Here is an 18,124-nt window from a genome sequence, read left to right as displayed (position 1 = left end):
AGCCTTAAAGTGTTAATTTATAGCATTAATTTATCTTTTTACTCTTAGTATTCCATTTTAGCTAATCTTACATAGCCAGCATATCTATCTTTAGCGTTCTCTTCAGCTACTTTGAACAAGTCACTTGCAACTTCAGGGAATTGTTTTTGAAGAATTGTATAACGTGTTTCGCCAAGGATAAAGTCTTGGAAGCTAGTAGTAGGCTCTTTAGAATCGAGGAAGAATGGATTTTTGCCTTCAGCTTTAACGCGTGGGTCAAATCTCCAAAGATGCCAGTAACCTGCATCTACAGCTTCTTTTTCTCTTCTTTGTGTTGTGCCCATACCAGTTTTGATACCGTGAGCGATACATGGTGCGTAAGCGATGATTAATGATGGACCATCATATGATTCAGCTTCTTGAAGCACTTTTAAGAAGTGGTTTTGGTTAGCGCCCATAGCAACTTGTGCTACGTATACATAGCCATAAGTTGAAGCGATCATACCAAGGTCTTTCTTCTTAACTCTCATACCAGCTGAAGCAAATTTAGCAACTGCAGATACTGGAGTAGATTTAGAAGCTTGTCCACCTGTATTTGAGTAAACTTCTGTATCAAATACAAGAACGTTTACGTTTTCGCCACTTGCAAGAACGTGATCAAGACCACCGAAACCGATGTCATATGCCCAACCGTCACCACCAACGATCCATACTGAACGTTTTACTAGGTAGTCTTTTTGGTTTCTAGCATACTCAAGGATTTCTTTAGCAGCAGCATCTACGTTTGCATCAAGTACTGAAAGAATTTTAGCTGAAGCAACTTTTGAAGCTTCTGCATCTTCGTAGCAACCTAACCACTCAACGAATGGTGCTTTAACAGCTTCGTCAATGTTCATTTCAACAAGTGCAGAGAATCTTTCTACCATATTAGCTCTGATTGCTTTAACAGCAAGCGCCATACCGTATCCGTATTCAGCATTGTCTTCAAATAATGAGTTCGCCCAAGCTGGTCCTTGTCCTTTAGCATTTTTAGTATAAGGTGTAGAAGGAGCAGAACCACCCCAGATTGAAGAACAACCTGTAGCATTCGCGATCATCATTCTGTCACCGTATAATTGTGTAACTGCTTTGATATATGGTGTTTCACCACAACCAGCACAAGCGCCTGAGAACTCGAATAATGGTTGAGCAAATTGTGAGCCTTTAACTGTGTTAAGAGCCATTTTGTCATCTTTGATTGGTTGAGCAACTGCGAAATTCCAGTTTTCAGATTGAACTTCAACTTGAGTTTCGATTGGCTTCATGATTAATGCTTTGTTTTTAGATGGACAGATGTCTGCACAGTTTCCGCAACCTGTACAATCGTATGGAGAAACTTGAATTTTGTATTGTAAACCTTCAAGACCTTTACCGATTGCACCTTTTGTTTCAAAGCCTGCTGGAGCTGCCGCTTTTTCTTCTTCAGTGATTAAGAAAGGACGGATAGCTGCATGTGGGCAGACATATGAACATTGGTTACATTGGATACAGTTGTCGATTTGCCATTCTGGAACGTTAACTGCGATACCACGTTTTTCATAAGCAGCAGTACCAGCTTCGAAAGTACCATCTTCATAGCCTTTGAATGTACTTACTGGAAGATCATCACCTTTTTGAGCAGCGATTGGTCTTAAGATTTCTTTAATGAATGTTGGTTCGCCTTTAGCTTCAACGCCAGTTGACTCTTCAGCAGTTGCCCAATCAGCAGGAACTGTAACTTTTACAAGTCTATCGATACCTAAATCAACAGCTTTGTTGTTAAGTTCAACGATTTTAGCACCTTTATTTCCATATGATTTTTCAATTGCTTCTTTAAGGTACTTAACAGCGTCATTGATATCGATAACGTTAGCAAGTTTAAAGAATGCAGATTGCATTACCATGTTGATTCTGTTTCCAAGACCGATTTCTTCAGCGATGCTAGTAGCGTCGATTGTGTAGAATTTGATCTCTTTGCTTGCGATATATTTTTTCATAGCTGCTGGAAGAAGTGCATTTAATTCTTCTTCATTCCATTTACAGTTAAGAACAAACGTACCACCTTTTTTAAGGCCTTTTAATAAATCATATTGGTATACATATGATTGATTGTGGCATGCAACGTAATCCGCTTCGTCGATCAAGTAAGTTGAACGAATTGGGTTTTTACCAAATCTTAAGTGAGAAACTGTGATACCACCTGACTTTTTAGAGTCATATGAGAAGTAACCTTGTGCATAAAGGTCAGTTTTATCACCGATGATTTTGATCGCATTTTTGTTAGCGCCAACTGTACCGTCAGAGCCAAGACCCCAGAATTTGCAACGGATAGTGCCTTCGCTCTCAGCAACGATGCTCTCTTCTGGATTTAAAGAAAGGTGAGTCACATCATCGTTGATTGCAAGTGTAAAGCCGTTAGCTGGGTTTTCTTTTTTCATTTCGTCAAATACAACTTTAAGGTGAGTAGGCGTAGTATCTTTAGAACCAAGACCATAACGTCCACCAACGATAACAGGTGCATTTTCTTTGCCGTAGAACATAGCTCTTACGTCTTTGTATAATGGCTCGCCATCTGCACCTGGTTCTTTAGTTCTATCTAATACTGCAATTGTTTTAACAGTAGCAGGTAAAACATCAAAGAAGTATTTTGGTGCCCATGGTCTGTATAATCTAACTTTAATCATACCTACTTTTTCGCCTTTAGCGTTTAAGTAGTCGATTGTTTCTTCTAATGATTCAACTACAGAACCCATCGCTACAACGATTCTCTCAGCATCTGGAGCACCATAGTAGTTGAAAGGCTTGTAATCTCTACCAGTGATTTTGTTGATTTCGTTCATGTAGTTAACTACGATTTCAGGAACAGCGTTGTAGAAACCGTTAGAAGCTTCTCTAGCTTGGAAGAAGATATCAGGGTTTTGAGCTGTACCTCTTGTAACTGGATGCTCTGGGCTTAATGCGCCATTTCTAAATGCATTGATTGCTTCGTGGTCAACTAATTTATCGAACTCTGCGTAATCAATAACTTCGATTTTTTGAACTTCGTGTGAAGTTCTGAAACCGTCAAAGAAGTGAACAAATGGTACTCTTCCTTTGATAGCTGCTAAGTGAGCAACACCACCAAGGTCCATAACTTCTTGTACAGAACCTGAAGACAAGAAAGCAAAACCAGTTTGTCTAGCTGCCATAACGTCTGAATGATCGCCGAAGATAGAAAGTGCGTGTGAAGCGAGTGCTCTAGCACTTACATGGAATACACCTGGTAATAACTCACCAGCGATTTTGTACATATTTGGGATCATTAATAGCAAGCCTTGTGACGCTGTAAAAGTCGTCGTTAAAGCACCTGCTTGCAAAGAGCCGTGAACAGCACCTGCAGCACCAGCTTCTGATTGAAGCTCAGATACCATTACAGGTCGGCCGAAAATATTCTTTTTCCCAGTTGACGCCCATTCATCTACAGCTTCTGCCATATTTGAAGATGGTGTAATTGGGTAGATAGCAGCAACATCAGTAAACGCATATGATACATATGCTGCAGCCGTGTTACCGTCCATGGTTTTCATTACTTTTTTACCCATTAAAAATAGCCTCCTTTTAATCATCATTGATTACAGAAACAGTATAGTATACAAAATACATCCCTGTCAATCAACGTACTCCCAATCCTTATGCTACATTTTGTTAATCATTTGACACAATGGTCAACTACCTCTATTACTAAAGTTCAAGTACATTATATATAAGAATGTTCAGGATGTAAACCACTATAGCCATTTCGATTACATTTAGTATTATAGCATATCTGTATTTTGTATACAATTCGAAACTGTAAATTATTAAATACAAAAATAGTCTGTCATAACCTGCAATTTTATTCTATAATAAAAGCATTAAAAGACTACTGTTAGGTAAATACAAATATGAGGTGAAGAATGAATTGTAGATTAAGTATTAGAGAAGATATCCATTGGATAGGAGTCAACGATAGAGAGACTACTCTATTTGAAAACTACTGGCCATTGGAAAAAGGTGTGGCATACAACTCATACCTGATCAACGATGAAAAGATAGCCATTCTAGATACGGTAAAGTTTAACAAGACAACAGAGTACCTTGAGAAAATAAAAGAAATCATTGGCGATCGACAAGTAGATTATCTAATCGTCAATCATATGGAGCCCGATCATTCAGGTTCGATGCTCGCTCTTTTAGGTGCATATCCAGATATGAAAATCGTAGGTAATAAAAAGACCTTTCCTTTTATAGAAGGTTTTTATGGCATTACGCGTAATTATTATGAAGTAGGCGATGGGGATTCTATCGACTTAGGAAAACACAAATTAACGTTCTATCTAACACCGATGGTTCACTGGCCAGAGACTATGATGACATTTGATGAAACTTCAGGCGTCCTCTTCTCTATGGATGCTTTTGGTGGATTTGGTGCTTTAGACGGCGGTATCTTCGACGACGAAATAAATTTTGAATTTTATGAGGATGAAACAAGACGCTACTATAGTAACATCGTAGCAAAATACAGCCCAATGGTTCAAAGAAGCCTTAAAAAATTAGGTGGCTTAGACATTAAAATGATCGCACCTACGCATGGCCCGATCTGGCGTACTAACCCATCGAAAATCGTTGAACTTTACGACAAATGGAGTCGTTTTGAAGCTGAGCACGGCGTCGTTATCGTTTACGGTTCTATGTATGGTAACACTGCAAAAATGGCTGACTACCTTGCACGTATCATCGCTGAAAACGGCGTTAAAAATGTTAAAGTATTCGATGCCTCTAAAACACACAGCTCTTATATTTTAAGTGAGATCTGGAAATACAAAGCTGTCGTTATCGGCTCATGTGCATACAATACTAAAGTATTTAGCTCTGTTGAAACGGTACTTGCTAAACTCAGCAACTCTGGTCTTAAAGATCGCTTGATTTCAGTATTTGGTAACAAATCGTGGTCAGGTGGCGGGGTTTCTGGTATCGAAGCATTCGTTAACGAAATTGGTTGGGAAAAAATTGGCCCTTCTATCGAAGCGACCTACTCGCCTAAGGATGTAGAGTTCGAAGCTTTAAATGCTTTAGGAAAAGAAATCGTTGCGAGATTAAACTCTGATTTTAACTAGAGTAAATTGACAGCCTTTAAATTTGAATAGGCTTTGTCTTAATTAATTGTTTTATAAGAATAATAAGAATATTATATAAAATAAAGAAGAAACAGGTTGGGTGTCCTGTTTCTTCTTTACGTTTAGGGTCTATTTAAAGGAGACGAATATAGCTTAATTACCAAATCATTAGTGCATCTGCTTCACTTTGCAGTTCTTCTCTGAACTTAGGATGTGCGATGCTAATGAGTCTTTTAACGCGTTCTCTTACGGATGTTCCTCTCAATGAGACTGCTCCGTATTCAGTTACCACATAATCCACATCATTTCTCGATAAGGATACGATAGCCCCTGGCGTTAAAATTGGTACGATTTTAGATTTTTCAACTTTCTCGCCTGTGACTGGATCTTTAACCACTGCTGTTGAGTAAAGTGCGATAAATGATTTACCACCTTTAGAGTTTTGAGCACCTATAGCGGTATCGGCTTGTCCACCTGTACCACTGATTTGTCTAGAGCCTACTGACTCCGAACAGCACTGTCCAGTTAAATCCACTTCGATAGACGTATTGATTGAAACCATTTTATAGTTTTGACCGATCACGTAAGGATCGTTTACATATGTGCCACGTTTGATTTCTACACTTGGATTATCATTGATGAAGTCATAGAGCTTTTTGCTACCAAGTGCAAATGCTGCAACCATTTTTTCAGGATGAATGGATTTCATGCTGTTATCTACAGCACCACATTCTACTAAGTCCACCATACCATCAGTAAACATTTCTGTATGAATGCCCAAATGCTTTTTAGTTTTAAGTGCTTGAGCGACTGCATTTGGAATACCGCCGATGCCGAGTTGTATCGTTGAGCCATCTTCGATTAAATCAGCGATATATTGACCGATCTTGATATCCTTTTCATTTGGTTCAGTTACAGGTAGTTCTGGTAGTTGATAATCTGCTTCGATAAAATAATCCACTTTGCTATAGTGTAACAGTGTATCACCAAATGTTCTCGGTACATTTGGATTAACCTCGAGGATGACGATATCTGCTTTTTCGATCATTTCTTTTTCATATACCGCACTTAAACCGAGCGATACAAAACCGTGTGCATCTACTGGTGAACAGTTCCCCATGTAAATTTTCGGTTTTTTAAAGTCCAATCTTTTAGTTGCTGCAAAGTGAAGATGATTGGGGATAAAGGTGATGTTCTTATTGGCATGCAATTTTCTCATTGCGCCACTGTAGAACCATCCTTCCATAGTGAAAGCATCCTTATACTGGGGATTGCCAAAGAAATCGTAAGTTCCCATTGGTAGACAAGTAATGATAGAAACATCTCTTAATCGATCCGCTTCGTTATGAAGCTGGGATAGAATCAATTGAGGTTCTGCACCTGCCAAGCCTGAAACGATATGGTCGCCAGAGCTGATCAATGGAAGTACGTCTTTTACAAGAACAACTTTCTTCTGGTATTCTGATTTACTCAACACTACCTTCACCCCTTTCTCCCCAAATTATTACGTTAGCTGCCCATGCATAACCGATTCCTGCCGCAATCATAGACACGACCGACCCCTCTTTAAGTTTCCCTTGTCGTTCGGCTAAATGTAAAGACAATATTTGATCTACTTGACCTATATGACCGAATTCACTAAGATAGATAGATTGGCTTTCTTCTAATCCCAGAAGGTCAAGCATGTGTTTATGCATAGAGTACTTAAAATGAAGTACTGCTAAGTAATCGAGTTCTGATTTCTCAACGCCAGATTTTTTAAATGCCAAATCGATACATTTCATCCAGTTGTCCATAGAAACGTCGTTGAGTCTGTTTTTCATGTGGTCCGCATCCATCAATCTTAATGATTTGTATGCTTCTCCTAAGTTACTTGTCGTAATCGGATGTTCGATACCGCCGATTTCTACACCAGCATCTCTCGCCATACTACCGTCAGACATAATATGAGATTCTAAAAGCAAGTTTTTATGATAATCCGCTTTAAGAATAATTGCGCCAGCACCTGCGCCAAGGTTAAACATCATCGACATGTTTTTATCGCTGTAGTCTACGAAGTCACCATTTCTATAACCACCACAAACCATGATGGTATTGATGCTCTCGTCTGCTACAAGCATGTCCTTTGCCATCTTCATAGCGGTTACTGTCGTACAGCAACGGTTTTGAACATCTATACCCCATGCGTTTTTTGCACCGATTTGCTCTTGGATATAGATCGCAGATGTGGTCAGTGGATATTCTTTCCATTCTTCACCCATACATAAGATGACGTCTATTTCTAAAGGATCTACCCCTGTGTTCTTTAAACAATCCAATGCGGCTTTTACACCCATCGCTTGTGTGCCATCCCCTTTTCCAGGAATCGGCTTTTGTGTAAAACCTAACTTATCTATAATTGCTTGTTCTGCCCAAACGCCATTTGTCGCTTCAGCGATTTCCTTAGCAGTAATAACATTTTCCGGAATATATATACCGGTTCCTACGATTCCAACAGATCTTCTTTTCATCTGCCAAGCCTCCTAAATCTTTATGCAATTCATTACAACTCTTGTTTGCTTTTTAGAATACGCAAGAGTCGTGCCAAAACAAATTTGCAGATAAGAGACTATTTTTATTGGAATCGTGTATAAAAAACTGTACAAAAAAAAGACAGTGTCCACAATTTGTACAACAGTTTTGTGAACACTCCCTTACACTTTACTCAACTTCTAGCTTAAATTTCTCAATTTTCTCATATAAACTCGTACGACTGATGCCTAAAATTTTCGCCGCTTTTAATTTATTGTAATTAACCGCTTTTAAAGATTTTAAAATCGTCGCCTTTTCAACTTCCTCTACAGCATGTCTTAAACTGGTTAGAGTAGTCGTTTCTTTCGATTCATTTGGGTTGTGTGCGATGATAAACGATGGCAGATGTTGAATTTCAATGGTTTCACCTTCTGTCATATTAATAGCACGTTCAACGACATTCTCAAGCTCTCTTATATTGCCCGGCCAATTATAGGTTTTAAGGCAATCAAGCGCATCCACAGTAATATTGCTAACAAACTTTCCCAGTGAGTGCGAAAGCTTTTCCATTAATTTAAGAGTTAAGATCTCGATGTCTTCTTTTCTTTGTCTTAGCGGTGGTACCTCGATATTTACGACGTTGAGTCTATAGTAAAGGTCTTCTCTAAACTCATTTTCTCTAATGCGTTCTACAAGGTCTCTATTGGTTGCAGCGATGATTCGACAATCAATAGGGATGGTCTTATTGCCACCGATTCGTTCTACTTCCTTTTCTTGAAGCACTCTGAGGATCTTTACCTGCATGTCCAAGGGCATATCGCCAATTTCATCTAAAAAGATGGTGCCACCATTTGCAAGTTCAAACTTTCCGAGCTTGCCTTGTTTTTTTGCACCTGTAAATGCACCTTCCTCATATCCAAAGAGTTCTGATTCTAACAAATCCTTAGGAATGGCTGCACAATTGATTTTTATAAATGGTCCGTCAAATCTCTTACTATCATTGTGAATGGCATGGGCGAACAATTCCTTTCCCGTACCACTTTCGCCGATAATCAAGACGTTGGAATCCGTTTTAGCTGCCTTAGCTGCAATCCCTTTAACGTCCTGCATGATAATCGAATTGCCTATAATCGATCCCCAAGAGTATTTCGCACCACGCATGCTCTTTAATTCTTCTTGGTAAATCAAGAGCTTGCCCTCTAAAAGCTTGTTCTTCTCTAATACCTCTTGCAACTTCTTTAGGTCATCAAATATGACCATTCCAAACCCGAAAACAACTTCTCCATCATCATCTAGAACAGGAATTCTATGCACAAGTGCCGTATGTCCATTTGTAAACTTGTGCTTATGATTGAATTCAGGTTGCTTGTTTTTTATGACATATGGAAAACGCGTGTTTGGATCGAGTACTGCAACTTTTTTCCCGATAATCTCATTTCTCGGATATCCGAGATAATCTGCGAAAGACTCATTGATCATTACAACTTCAGTGTCTTTATTCACCATAATGATGGGTACTGAAATCGGATCGAAAATTTGATGAAGCCTTTTGATAAACAAATCGTCTGTTAAGTTACCTATTTCTCCAGTATAATTACTCATATCATCACGCTCGCTATCTTTTTCTCATTTTCTACATTATAAAACATTTAAAGAATGTTTCATATGGCTAGGTTGAAAATAATAACACGCAAGTTTTATGCCATAAAGCTTAGAAAAACTGAATTTCAAATAAAAACAAAGTCCTTCATCTGGAATCTATTCAAAACCGATGAAGGACTTTATGAGTTTATCTTAAATCAAATTTATAAACTTGGGAATTTATAGTAGATATTCAAACGACTCAATTTTTATACTTGTATCATGGTGCCTGTTTTACCTTCAATGCCATCTTTCGCTTTTTCAAGTGATGTAATCAATGCGCGTCTTCCAGGCTTAGAATTTGCAAATTGAAGAGCAGCTTGAACCTTTGGCAGCATGCTTCCCGGTGCAAAATGTCCTTCTGCAATATATTGATTTGCTTCATCCACGGTAAGCTTAGACAACCATTTTTCATTTTCCTTACCATAGTTAATCGCTACTTTTTCTACAGCAGTTAAAATGATCAAATAATCCGCGTCCAGTAGCTCTGCGATTTTTTCTGATGCAAAATCCTTATCGATTACTGCGGGTACGCCTATAAGTCGATTGCCTTCTCTAATCACTGGGATACCACCACCGCCTACCGTGATGACGATATGTCCCTTTTCCACCAAAGCTTCTACGGTTTCTTTTTCTGCCACATCGATCGGCTTTGGAGAAGCGACCACACGTCGATAGCCTCTACCTGCATCTTCAACCATAGTATAACCTTTTTGAGCAATTAATAGCTCTGCTTCTTCTTTAGTATAAAATGCACCAATTGGTTTTGTTGGATGATTGAAAGCAGGGTCTTCTTTATCGACGATTACTTGCGTTACAATTGTTGCAACTGGGATATTGAGATTACGATTTAAGAGTTCTTCTCTGATTGCGTTTTGTAGATGATAGCCGATATAGCCTTGACTCATCGCACCACATTCTGGGAAAGGCATATCTGGCGTTTTAGCTTCAGACGCGGCTGAAGTTGACATTGCGAGATTAATCATTCCAACCTGTGGTCCATTGCCATGAGCCAGTATAACTTCATGACCAGCTTCTATTAGATCTGCAATCGGTTTAGCCGTTCCTTTTACAAGCATCAATTGTTCTTCAGGCGAATTTCCCAAAGCATTGCCACCTAGAGCAACGACGATTTTATCCTTATTCATGTAAGTTGCCTCCGAGTTAGTTTAGTCACTGATCTTACAAGTTGCCAATCGTTGCAACCATAATTGCTTTTATAGTATGCATTCTATTTTCTGCTTCATCAAATACGACTGAATGCTTGCTTCTAAAGACTTCATCAGAAACTTCCATTTCTTTGATTCCGTATTTTTCTTCGATTTGTGCACCAATCTCAGTCATATTGTCATGGAATGCTGGCAAACAATGCATGAAAATCACATTTTCATTGTTTGTTTTTCTTACCATGTCCATATTAACTTGGTAAGGCTTAAGCATTTTGATTCTTTCTTCAAATAAGTGTTCTTCACCCATCGATACCCAAACATCTGTGTAAAGTACATCAGCACCATCTACAGAAGCGACGTCTTCAGAAAGCTCTATGACTGCACCTGTCTCTTTAGCAACCTGTTTCATTTCTTCTACAAGTGCTTCTTCTGGCCACAATGTTTTTGGTGCAAGCGCCACAAAATGCATTCCCATTTTAGCCGCACCGATCATTAAAGAGTTACCCATGTTGTTTCTTGCGTCACCAACATAGACGAACTTCACTTTATTGAGCGGCTTATCAACATGCTCCATCACTGTTAAGAAGTCTGCTAAAATTTGAGTTGGATGATAAAGGTCAGTTAAGCCATTCCATACTGGAACGCCAGAGTATTTTGCTAACTCTTCTACTGTTGATTGTTTAAAACCTCTGTATTCGATACCGTCATAGTATCTACCGAGTACTTTTGCAGTATCTTCAATGCTTTCTTTTTTGCCCATTTGACTGTTGGTTAAGAAAGTCACTGTACCACCTTCATCAAATGCAGCCACTTCAAATGCACATCTTGTACGTGTTGATGTTTTATCAAATAATAGACAAATATTTTTTCTATCTAGTAAGTTGCCTCTAATACCTGCTCTTTTTTTTGCTTTTAAATCACTAGACAAATTTAAAAGATATCTGATTTCTTCTGGTGTAAAGTCTTTTAATGTTAATAAATGTCTTCCTTTTAAATTAACTGGCATAATATCCTCCTAGTTGATCATATATAATCTTAATCACGCGTTGCGTGTTTGTTACCTACGTTAATCAGTAAAATTAAAACCGTTAATTAGCAAATTTATAACCGCTCTCTAAAAAGTGGCATAGACATGCACCTTGGACCACCACGTCCTCTTGATAACTCTGATGATGGTATTTCGTGAAGCTTTATGCCTTCTGATTCTAGCAATCTGTTAGTTACGTGATTTCTAGAGTAGACGATAACCTCACCAGGTGCGATGGCAAGTGTATTTGAACCATCATTCCACTGTTCTCTACCTGCATCGATTCCCTTTTTACCACCGCAGCGAATTAGCTTCACTGAGTCGGCTTCAAGGTATTTACTCAATATGGTTTCTAGCGTTTGATACTCTCTTTCAATTTTGTACTCGCCTTTACGCTCTGTACGTCTGAGAGAATAGACGGTTAACGGGCCTTCAATTTCTGGATGAATGGTGAACACTTGATGATCTACCATGGTAAATACCGTATCCAGATGCATAAACGCTCTACTTTTAGGGATATCAAAGGCCAATATGGTTTCAAATGGTTGTCCATCAGAAAAAACGTTTTTAGCAAACAGCTCAATTGCATCTGCATCTGTTCTTTCAGAAATACCGATTGCAATTACTTTTTCACTTAAAACCAGTACGTCGCCACCTTCAATCGAATTTTTCATTTCACGATCATACCAAAACGGTATGTCGTGATGACGATAATCTGGATGAAATCTAAAGATGTATTTCGCAAATATGGTTTCACGACATCTTGTTATCGTTCTCATCTTATTCAGCGTTATGCCATTTCCTACGGTTGCAAAAGGATCTCTTGTAAAGTATAAATTAGGCATTGGATCTACGATAAAGGGGTAATCCATATCAACTAAGTCCGATAGCGATCTTAGTCCAGATGGTTGTAACTCTTCACGGCGAATCCCTGACATCATTTTGTCGATCATGGATTTATTATCACCGAACTCCCTATAATAGTCCTTAACCTGCTCTATTCTTAAACGATTCTTTAGGCCTGCCTCTGAAACAAACTCTTCTATGAAAGCTTCTTTCAAATTGGCATCCTTTAACGTTTCTGAGATTAGGTCTTCAAGATAACAGACTTCAACACCATTTTTTCTAAACACATCCGCGAATGCATCATGCTCTTCTCTAGCTATCTTAAGATATGGAATATCATCAAATAGCAAACGATTCATGAGTGATGGTGTTAGATTTTCTATTTCCTCACCTGGTCTGTGAAGCAAAACCTTTTTCAGCTTTCCTATTTCAGAAAAGACCTGTAAGCCATTTTGGTTCATCATTGCACCTCTTTCAGTTTGGATTGTAATTATATGGTAATTTATTCATATTTCTTTGAAGCAATTATAGTATACACCCGTTGTTAAAATATTTACAAGCATCTATTTTCAAGGCTTGCGTGTCGTTGAAAGAATTTTCGGATTATTTTGCATATTCATGCATTGTATAAACAATTTATAATTGTCGGAATCGGTAGAAATCTTTTGAATTGTCTGTCTATTCTGTCTTTTGTGCTTTTACTGAGATGTATAAAAATTTTTTTAAATTAATAAAATATTTTAATGATTGTTGTTTTTTTTTAACTGGTCTACACTTCTCTAATTTTTATAAATTTGAGTTAAAGTTTAATCCTTTTTTAATAACTAAATCGCTTAGATTTGTTATGATAAAGATGAAATAAGCCCCTTTCGGAGCAATGAAATGGAGGTTGGTTATATGATAAAAACAACAAGTATCCTTTTTGTTACCTTTTTAGTCGCAATGTTTGGAATAGGCATTATTATTAGTTTCTTTCCAAGTGCCTACATCTTGGCCAAAGTCATTAATTTTCTTGCAATTGGTTTGTTGATCGTCGGTATTCTGCTTATAGTTGCCTTGATTTTGGATCGTTATAAAACTTCAAAATCCGAAGGCGATGATTATAAAAAATACTAGTCTTATAGGAGGTTTTATGTTATTAGTGAACACACCTGATATTCCAGGTAAAACAATCACATCAACTCTTGGACTTGTCAAAGGGAGTACCATTAGAGCGAGACACGTCGGAAAAGATATAACGTCTGCTTTCAGACACTTAGTTGGCGGCGAGATGAAAGAGTATAGTGAAATGCTTAATGAAGCAAGACAAATCGCTACTAAGCTTATGGTAGAAGAAGCAACTGCAATGGGTGCTGATGCTATTGTGAACATCAGATATGCTTCAAGTAGTGTGGTACAAGGCGCTGCAGAGATTATGGTTTACGGTACTGCCGTTACCCTCGAGTAACAACCTATAATTGGAAATAAGTTGCTACTTTTATAAGCGTTTTCACGATAAAAAAAATTCTATACACAAGTAATTGCAAGCTAAGGAAGCATTTCTCAAATGTTTCCTTTTTTAACGTTAAAAAAGTATCAATTTTCCTTAATAAAAATTGCTTTATTTAAATCTTTTGATATAATAGGTTTAGGTTGTTTGCAAAACACTTAGGAGGTGGCTTATGAGGAAATTATTAAGTCTATTGCTCGTTCTTTTAATGGTGAGCAGTTTATTTATTGGATGTGGTAAAAACGAAGAGCCTGCAGTAGAAGAAACTACAGCAGCTGAAACAACAGCAGCAGATACAACTGCAGCTGATACGACTACTGCTGGCGGCGAATTAGCTGACGGTATCTATTTCGCAACTCAACCAACATTTGATGCTGAATCAGGTTGGAAATCAGTTGTTACAATCGAAGTTACAGGTGGTAAAATCGTAGCTGCAGATTGGAACGGCGCAAGCGTTACTGCAGGTAAAGACAAAAAGACAACTTCTGCTGATGGCGAATACAACATGGTTGCTTACGGTAAAGCTCAAGCTGAATGGCATGAACAAGCTGCTCTTACTGAGCAATATTTAATCGACAACCAATCATTTGAAGGTCTTAACTATTCAGATGCTGAAGGTCACACAGATTCTATTACTGGCGTTTCTATTCACGTAAGTGATTTCGTTGACTTAACTCAAGAAGCTTTAGCTGCTGGTCCAGTAGGTTCTGGTCCATATGTTGATGGTACTTTCTACGCTGAAGACGCTGCTTTTGGTGATTCAGGCTGGAAAGAAAACGCTTCTTTCACAGTAATCAACGGATTTATCGTAGCTGCTAACTGGAATGGTACAAGCGAAGCTACAGATAAAGACAAGAAAACTGCTTCAATCGATGGCGATTACGGTATGGTTTCAATCGGTAAAGCATCTTCTGAATGGCATGAACAAGCAGCTATGGTAGAGAATTTCTTAGTAGATACACAAAGCTTAGATGAAATTACTTTAACTGATGCTGATGGTCATACAGATGCTGTAACTGGCGTTTCTATCAAAGTTGGTAACTTTATTGAATTAGCTAAGAAAGCACTTAAATTAAAATAGTATTGATTAGAGAAATGCAAACAACAACCAGCTAATCAGAAACAAAGCGCAGTTCAAATGAACTGCGCTTTTCTTATGTTTCCATGCTTAGTTCAAAATAAAAGCTCTATGAACGCAGAGTCGGTTCATAGAGCTTTAGTTTTTGATCGTTTTAGTTTATATATGCTTCATTTACTAGGCTTAAATCATTTACATTTGAATACGATTCCGGATTAATATTACAGGTTACAACATAGATTTTATGGCTGTAATGTTTTAATGGTATATTCTTTATTCGTTAGTGTAAACTTATCCGCCAAATCACTTGTAACATAAACTGAGTGATCCTTCATGATAAATACAGCACCAATGCCATCTAAGCTTTCTATATACTTGTAACCCTTTTCAAGTCCAAGTAAGAACGTCGTGGTCGACAATGCATCACCATCAACCGATCGATCAGAAACGATAGAAACAGATAACATGTCATTTTGTTCTGGGTAACCCGTTAAAGCATTGATAATGTGATGATATCTAACATTATCCTGTATAAAGAATCTTTCGTAAACGCCTGAAGAAACAATTGAGTTATCAACCAATTTCAGAATACCCATCGTTGAACCTGCATCTGATTCAGGATTTCTAACGCCTATATTCCAGTTGTCGCTATTTGGCTTTCTTCCAACGGTTAAAACATTACCGCCTAAGTTGATAATTGCACTATCATAGCCTTCTGCTTGGATCTTGTCTTTCAATCGATCAGCGATATAACCTTTCGCTATTGCACCTAAGTCGATCTCCATGCCCTTTTCAGGTAGGTAAACCGTTGATGCTGCTTTATCTACTACAATTTTACTATAGTCGATGTACTTCATAAGTGCTTGAATCTCAGAATCTCCTGGTAGTCTTGCTGAATCTGATCCAATTCCCCATAAATCGACGATCGGTCCAACCGATATATCGAAACGGCCTTCTGATACTTTAGCGTATTTCAAACCGAGATTCACCATTTCTATAATATCGCTTGATACCTTCACAGGCGCAATCCCTGCGTTTTTGTTGACTAAGTCAAGCTCAGTACCTGAGATATTTTTTGAAACCATGTATTCGTACTCATCGATCAAATTAAACAAATCGTCAAACACATTGTTGGGCACTTCTTGATCTGCATAGATACTCAAAGTAATGTATGTTCCTAGCTGATAGCTTTCTTGTGATGTGATAATACTATTTGTTTTTGAATCATTTTTTATAGTCGATTCAGTTCTAACGATGACATGTTTATTTTCAGTCGTCGCTTCAGTTGACTCTTGAGCAACCGTTGTTCCTTCTACTGTAGAAGTTTGCTCTGTAGTTGCTTCAGAAGACGACTCCGAACCCGCTTCTGATGTAACCGCTTCAGATGTAATTGCGACAGTGGTTTCAGTTGATGCTTCTTTATCATCTACAGCATTTGAACAGCCACTTAACAATAACAGTAAACTCATACCCAATACTATAGGTTTACTATATTTCATTATTCCTCCTAATTTCAATACATTGTGATTTATTTTACAATAACAGCACCTTACCATTATACCATAATACACTGACAAGTCATCTTCAACAATATATAATAATTGTAAATACTTTTTAAAGGAGATGCATATGAATAAGCTCTTTAAGGTTGCTGGTGTTTATCCGACGACTACGACACCAAGCTATGTCCTTACAAAAGATGAACTGATTATATCGATTACGACCGAATCCCCTAAATTAGACGAAGAGGTCGTATTTGAAGATCTTTCTTCCTATATCATTTATCCTGGTTTCAACGATTCTCACATGCACCTCATGGGCTATGGCGCATCAATTTCTCAATGTCTTTTAAGTGATGTTGATAGTATCGACGCACTTAAAGAGCAACTTTCAGCCTACTGTTTAAAGCACAACTTCAAAGTGATTACCGGTAGGGGCTGGAATCAGGATCTTTTTAAAGAAAAACGTCTCCCCAATAGATACGATCTTGACGCTTGCTGTAGCGATCGTCCAGTTATCTTGTACAGAACCTGTGGTCATATCGCAGTCTTAAACTCTAAGGCCATATCGCATTTTAAACTAACTGCAGACATGTCGATAGAAGGCGGTGCAATTGATAGCGTTGAGGGCCAACTCACTGGCATCCTTCGTGAAAATGCACTAGGACTTGTTAAAATTGAACCCACTAAAGAGCAATTGATGTCCTTTGTCGAAACGGCACAAGATCACCTCATGGCATATGGGATTACATCCGTTCAAACCGATGACTTAATCATGGTTGAAAAAGAAAACTTTGCGATCGTACAAGAAGCTTTTAAATCACTCGTGGATCAAAACAAGCTAAAAATTAGGGTCAATGAACAAAGTCAATTCTTTACACCTGATTTATTAAAATCGGCTATTTACGAGGGCTATAAACAAAACAAAAAACACGGTCGATATACAGATGGTCCTCTAAAAATCCTAGCAGACGGTAGTTTAGGATCTCGAACTGCTAAGATTAGAAACGGCTATTACGATGCGCCTAATGAAAACGGGATTTATATTCACTCGGAGGAGGCGCTTCGTAAACTCATAAAAACTTGTCAAGAAGCCAAACTGGATATTGCGATACACGGCATTGGCGATGCTACCATAGAATTAATACTTTCATTATTTGAAAATGTCTCAACGGGTAGAAATAGTATTATCCACTGTCAAATCATGGACAATGATCTGATCTCAAAGATGGCACAACAAGGCGTTAGTGCTCTGGTACAACCAGTTTTTCTCGAATACGATATGACCATCGTTCCAGAAAGAGTTGGGCTTGAGCTTGCTCAAACCTCTTACGCTTACAAGACAATGCTCGAGAAAGGCATTGCACTTGCATTTGGATCTGATGCGCCTGTGGAAGATCCCAATCCTATGCGCGGTATATATTATGCCATTTATAGGGAAAGGCCTGATGGTTTGGCTTATTTTAAAGAAGAAGGCATTTCGTTTAAAGAGGCCTTTGATGCTTACACAACAGCAGGCGCTTATTTTTCTTATGAGGAGCACATAAAGGGAAAACTCGAACCAGGGTTTATGGCAGATTTCTTTGCTGTTTCAAAGTCTCTTGAAACCCTCCATCCAACTGAACTATTAAATGCCAAAGTTGAGAAAACCTATATCGGTGGCGAGTGTACTTTCAGTAGGGCATAAAAAAAGCTGGCAGATTATATTTTATATAACCTGTCAGCTTCTTTA

13 protein-coding genes are annotated in these 18,124 nt (G+C 38.1%); 5 read left to right on the top strand and 8 right to left on the bottom strand.

The genetic code is table 11. From position 1 onward, the window contains the following. Positions 1–44: 44 nt before the first annotated feature. The gene (nifJ, locus tag AC4PID_RS10535; protein WP_492131970.1) at positions 45–3,578 is read right to left on the bottom strand and encodes a pyruvate:ferredoxin (flavodoxin) oxidoreductase; all 3,534 of its coding nucleotides are present in this window, start codon (positions 3,576–3,578) and stop codon (positions 45–47) included. A 354-nt stretch (positions 3,579–3,932) separates the two neighbouring features. Between nifJ and AC4PID_RS10530 the strand changes: the two genes are divergently transcribed. Continuing rightward, entirely contained in the window at positions 3,933–5,132 is a 1,200-nt protein-coding gene (locus AC4PID_RS10530) for an FprA family A-type flavoprotein (RefSeq protein ID WP_492131969.1), read from the top strand. Between the two features lie 157 nt (positions 5,133–5,289). Here the strand turns inward: AC4PID_RS10530 and AC4PID_RS10525 are convergent, their stop codons facing one another. The 6 genes from AC4PID_RS10525 to arcA form a co-directional block, all read right to left on the bottom strand. Beyond that, on the bottom strand, positions 5,290–6,618 hold the full coding sequence (locus AC4PID_RS10525; RefSeq protein WP_492131968.1) for an acetyl-CoA hydrolase/transferase family protein: 1,329 nt from the start codon (positions 6,616–6,618) through the stop codon (positions 5,290–5,292). Then, the gene (locus tag AC4PID_RS10520; protein ID WP_492131967.1) at positions 6,599–7,642 is read right to left on the bottom strand and encodes a 3-oxoacyl-ACP synthase; all 1,044 of its coding nucleotides are present in this window, start codon (positions 7,640–7,642) and stop codon (positions 6,599–6,601) included. Before AC4PID_RS10520 ends, AC4PID_RS10525 begins: the two co-directional genes overlap by 20 nt. Positions 7,643–7,832: 190 nt before the next feature. Continuing rightward, complete coding sequence (locus AC4PID_RS10515) at positions 7,833–9,245, bottom strand: sigma-54 interaction domain-containing protein (RefSeq protein WP_492131966.1); 1,413 nt, start codon at positions 9,243–9,245, stop codon at positions 7,833–7,835. Between the two features lie 248 nt (positions 9,246–9,493). Beyond that, a complete protein-coding gene (gene arcC, locus AC4PID_RS10510) occupies positions 9,494–10,432 on the bottom strand; it encodes a carbamate kinase (RefSeq protein WP_492131965.1) in 939 nt (312 codons plus the stop codon). Between the two features lie 34 nt (positions 10,433–10,466). Next, complete coding sequence (gene argF, locus AC4PID_RS10505) at positions 10,467–11,459, bottom strand: ornithine carbamoyltransferase (RefSeq protein ID WP_492131964.1); 993 nt, start codon at positions 11,457–11,459, stop codon at positions 10,467–10,469. A 95-nt stretch (positions 11,460–11,554) separates the two neighbouring features. Continuing rightward, positions 11,555–12,790, bottom strand: coding sequence for an arginine deiminase (arcA, locus tag AC4PID_RS10500; RefSeq protein WP_492131963.1), 1,236 nt, complete (start codon positions 12,788–12,790; stop codon positions 11,555–11,557). A gap of 433 nt (positions 12,791–13,223) precedes the next feature. Here arcA and AC4PID_RS10495 point away from each other — a divergent pair, with 433 nt between their 5' ends. The 3 genes from AC4PID_RS10495 to AC4PID_RS10485 all read left to right on the top strand — a co-directional run bounded on the left by AC4PID_RS10495 (position 13,224) and on the right by AC4PID_RS10485 (position 14,896). Beyond that, positions 13,224–13,442, top strand: a complete 219-nt coding sequence (locus AC4PID_RS10495) for a hypothetical protein (protein WP_492131962.1) — start codon at positions 13,224–13,226, stop codon at positions 13,440–13,442. A gap of 16 nt (positions 13,443–13,458) precedes the next feature. Then, complete coding sequence (locus tag AC4PID_RS10490; protein WP_492131961.1) at positions 13,459–13,773, top strand: YbjQ family protein; 315 nt, start codon at positions 13,459–13,461, stop codon at positions 13,771–13,773. A gap of 214 nt (positions 13,774–13,987) precedes the next feature. Further along, positions 13,988–14,896: a hypothetical protein gene (locus AC4PID_RS10485; protein ID WP_492131960.1), complete on the top strand. Its 909-nt coding sequence runs from the start codon at positions 13,988–13,990 to the stop codon at positions 14,894–14,896. 239 nt (positions 14,897–15,135) lie between these two features. On the opposite strand, the gene AC4PID_RS10480 is transcribed toward AC4PID_RS10485, so the two are convergent. Beyond that, entirely contained in the window at positions 15,136–16,392 is a 1,257-nt protein-coding gene (locus tag AC4PID_RS10480; protein ID WP_492131959.1) for an FAD:protein FMN transferase, read from the bottom strand. Between the two features lie 130 nt (positions 16,393–16,522). Here AC4PID_RS10480 and AC4PID_RS10475 point away from each other — a divergent pair, with 130 nt between their 5' ends. Next, positions 16,523–18,079: an amidohydrolase gene (locus tag AC4PID_RS10475; RefSeq protein ID WP_492131958.1), complete on the top strand. Its 1,557-nt coding sequence runs from the start codon at positions 16,523–16,525 to the stop codon at positions 18,077–18,079. Positions 18,080–18,124: the final 45 nt, after the last annotated feature.

The sequence above is a fragment of the Fusibacter sp. QWL-12 genome, assembly GCF_058683495.1.
Note: the sequence above shows the minus strand (reverse complement) of the source record. Positions and strands in the feature narration are given on the sequence as shown.

Bases quoted from the DNA above. Each gene is read 5' to 3' on its own strand.
- nifJ (WP_492131970.1), bottom strand. From the start codon at position 3,578: ATGGGTAAAAAAGTAATGAAAACCATGGACGGTAACACGGCTGCAGCA.
- AC4PID_RS10530 (WP_492131969.1), top strand. From the start codon at position 3,933: ATGAATTGTAGATTAAGTATTAGAGAAGATATCCATTGGATAGGAGTC.
- AC4PID_RS10520 (WP_492131967.1), bottom strand. From the start codon at position 7,642: ATGAAAAGAAGATCTGTTGGAATCGTAGGAACCGGTATATATATTCCG.
- AC4PID_RS10515 (WP_492131966.1), bottom strand. From the start codon at position 9,245: ATGAGTAATTATACTGGAGAAATAGGTAACTTAACAGACGATTTGTTT.
- arcC (WP_492131965.1), bottom strand. From the start codon at position 10,432: ATGAATAAGGATAAAATCGTCGTTGCTCTAGGTGGCAATGCTTTGGGA.
- argF (WP_492131964.1), bottom strand. From the start codon at position 11,459: ATGCCAGTTAATTTAAAAGGAAGACATTTATTAACATTAAAAGACTTT.
- arcA (WP_492131963.1), bottom strand. From the start codon at position 12,790: ATGATGAACCAAAATGGCTTACAGGTCTTTTCTGAAATAGGAAAGCTG.
- AC4PID_RS10495 (WP_492131962.1), top strand. From the start codon at position 13,224: ATGATAAAAACAACAAGTATCCTTTTTGTTACCTTTTTAGTCGCAATG.
- AC4PID_RS10490 (WP_492131961.1), top strand. From the start codon at position 13,459: ATGTTATTAGTGAACACACCTGATATTCCAGGTAAAACAATCACATCA.
- AC4PID_RS10485 (WP_492131960.1), top strand. From the start codon at position 13,988: ATGAGGAAATTATTAAGTCTATTGCTCGTTCTTTTAATGGTGAGCAGT.
- AC4PID_RS10480 (WP_492131959.1), bottom strand. From the start codon at position 16,392: ATGAAATATAGTAAACCTATAGTATTGGGTATGAGTTTACTGTTATTG.
- AC4PID_RS10475 (WP_492131958.1), top strand. From the start codon at position 16,523: ATGAATAAGCTCTTTAAGGTTGCTGGTGTTTATCCGACGACTACGACA.